Origin of the sequence: Flavobacterium sp. UBA4854, from assembly GCF_002399805.1 — a bacterium.
Lineage (GTDB): Bacteria > Bacteroidota > Bacteroidia > Flavobacteriales > Flavobacteriaceae > Flavobacterium > Flavobacterium ginsengisoli.
This window is the reverse complement of sequence record NZ_DHEI01000035.1, coordinates 64,612-66,953: the sequence shown is the minus strand read 5'-3', so window position 1 is coordinate 66,953 and position 2,342 is coordinate 64,612. Positions and strand designations below refer to the sequence as shown.

3 protein-coding genes are annotated in these 2,342 nt (G+C 31.4%); all 3 read right to left on the bottom strand.

All coding sequences use genetic code 11. The annotated features are described in order from the left end of the window. Window positions 1–265 precede the first annotated feature (265 nt). A complete protein-coding gene (tpiA, locus tag B3J44_RS04755; protein ID WP_198856130.1) occupies window positions 266–1,018 on the bottom strand; it encodes a triose-phosphate isomerase in 753 nt (250 codons plus the stop codon). 56 nt (window positions 1,019–1,074) lie between these two features. Continuing rightward, window positions 1,075–1,569 (bottom strand): TlpA family protein disulfide reductase, encoded by a 495-nt coding sequence (locus B3J44_RS04750; protein WP_286966110.1) that lies wholly within the window; start codon window positions 1,567–1,569, stop codon window positions 1,075–1,077. A gap of 326 nt (window positions 1,570–1,895) precedes the next feature. Continuing rightward, window positions 1,896–2,342 (bottom strand): alpha/beta hydrolase (locus tag B3J44_RS04745; RefSeq protein WP_286966109.1); only part of this gene is annotated, 447 nt, incomplete at its 5' end.

Below are 2,342 nucleotides of genomic sequence, written 5' to 3'. Positions count from 1 at the left end.
TTGGTTAATTTTTATTCAATTTACAAAGCAACACCAACGTTTAAAAAGTATAATTGTCCGCTTTTGAAATCGTTTATTAATTAGTTTTTTGGTGAGATGTGAGAAGATGAAAAAGAGGCAAGAGAAAAGTTAGAGACATAAAAAAAGCGATACTCAAAGTATCGCTTTTTATTTTAAGCCACAGATTATAAGGATTAAATGGATTTTATTTAAAAATTAGAATAAAATCTGTGGAAATCATTTTAATCTGTGGCTAAATAATTTTTTAGATAGCAGTAACGATTGCTAAGAAATCGTCAGCTTTTAAAGCAGCACCTCCAATTAAACCACCGTCTACGTCTGGTTTAGAGAAGATTTCTTTAGCGTTTTCTGGTTTTACAGAACCACCGTATAAAATAGAAACTTCGTCAGCGATATCAGCTCCAAAAGCTTTGCGGATTGTTTCTCTAATAAATTCGTGCATTTCTTGTGCTTGTTCTGGTGAAGCAGTTTCTCCAGTTCCGATAGCCCAAACTGGTTCGTAAGCTAAAACAATTTTAGACCAAGATTCTTTTGCGATTTGGAAAACACCATCGCGTAATTGATTCTCAACAATGTTGAAGTGATTTCCAGACTGACGGTCTTTTAATTCTTCTCCAAAACAGAAGATTACTGTCATATCATGTTTTAAAGCTGTATTAACTTTGTCTGCGATTAAAGCGTCTGTTTCGTGAAAAATAGCTCTACGCTCAGAGTGACCTAAGATAACAGTATTAACACCAATGCTTGTTAGCATATCTGCAGAAATTTCTCCTGTAAAAGCACCACCTTCAGCTTGGTGAACGTTTTGAGCAGAAACTCCAATAGTTGTATTTTTTAATTTTGCAGCTGCAGCTTGTAAGTTAACAAAAGTTGGCGCTACAATTACTTGTGCATTTGTTTTTGCTGGAATTTTAGCAATTAATTCGTTTAATAACTCTTCAGTTTGCGCAGCATTTTTATGCATTTTCCAGTTTCCTGCAACAATCGATTTTCTCATTTTGGTAGTTTTATATTATTTTTTTGTTTTTTGTTTGAAATGTTGTGATTGAAAAATTATTTCAATGATTGTAAAGTAGAATTGATTTTTTCAAAGTCAGTTTCGATAGCACGGTATAAAACAATTTTACCTGTTTTGTCAATTACGATATATCTCGGAATCCAATCTAAATCAATAGCTTTTCCGAAAACACCTTTCATTCCGTCGTTCATCATGAAATGGTCGCCTTTTAATTCGTGTTTTTCAATTCCTGCCTTCCATTTATCAGCCGTTTTGTCAGCAGATAAGAATAAGTATGATACATCAGGATTACCAGCTTGTAATTCTTTTAGTTTTGGCATTGCTTTTACGCAATCACCACACCAAGAAGCCCAAACTTCGATAACCAAAGTTTTTCCTTTATATTTTTTTAAAACGTTTTTGAAAGTAACCTGACTTCCGTCAAGAGCTAGTAATTTCTCAGATAAAGCTTCTTTTGAAAAAGCTGTTTTTTGAGCTTGTGAGCAAGAAAAAGAAATAAATGCAATTACGACAAGGACTAATTGTTTCATATTTTATTAAAATTGTTTTTTTATTATGGTACTGAATTCACAAAGTTAAACAAACAAATGGAATGCCAATTGTACATTAACAAAATTTGAAGAGTCGTTTATTTTGTAACAAAACGCTGTTTTTTGGTTGAAAAAAACGTATTGAAATCGTAATAGTAGAGGCTGAAAATGATGTTTCTTTTTTATGAAGCTATTTTAGAAGAAAAAAAATGATAAAAATTTTATTTCAAAAAGAAGATTTTAATCAAAAAAACGTCAGGTTTCAACAAAAAAAGTCTTCAATAAAATTAAAATTATTGAAGACTTCTTTTTAGGTTTTTGAATCTTTAATTCAGCTCGTAATTTCCATTTGCCCATTTTTTGCTTGGAGCAATCCAATTGTCTGCGGCTTTGTATAAAAAGCCATGTTTTAGGCCAGTGTTCAATTCAATTTCCTTGAAATGATCTATTTTGCATTTAGAAGTTTCTTTTCTTTTAATAGCAGAAACTCCGTAAATATCTGATTTTTCATAAATAGTCAAAATATTTCCGCACCAATTAATATCCGTGATTTGTTGTATATCTGTGTCCATAAAACAACCTATAAAAACAAAATTCAGATCTGGATTGGAGAGAAAAGTCGAAACGAATTGTGCAATATAACCGCCTTTTGAAGTTCCGATTACAGTAATATGGTTTGACGGAATACCTTTTTTTATCAATGCTTTAATCTGTTTTACAATTTTTTGTGCATAATCGACTGCATTTGTGTTTTTCTTTCTTTTTTCACTAAA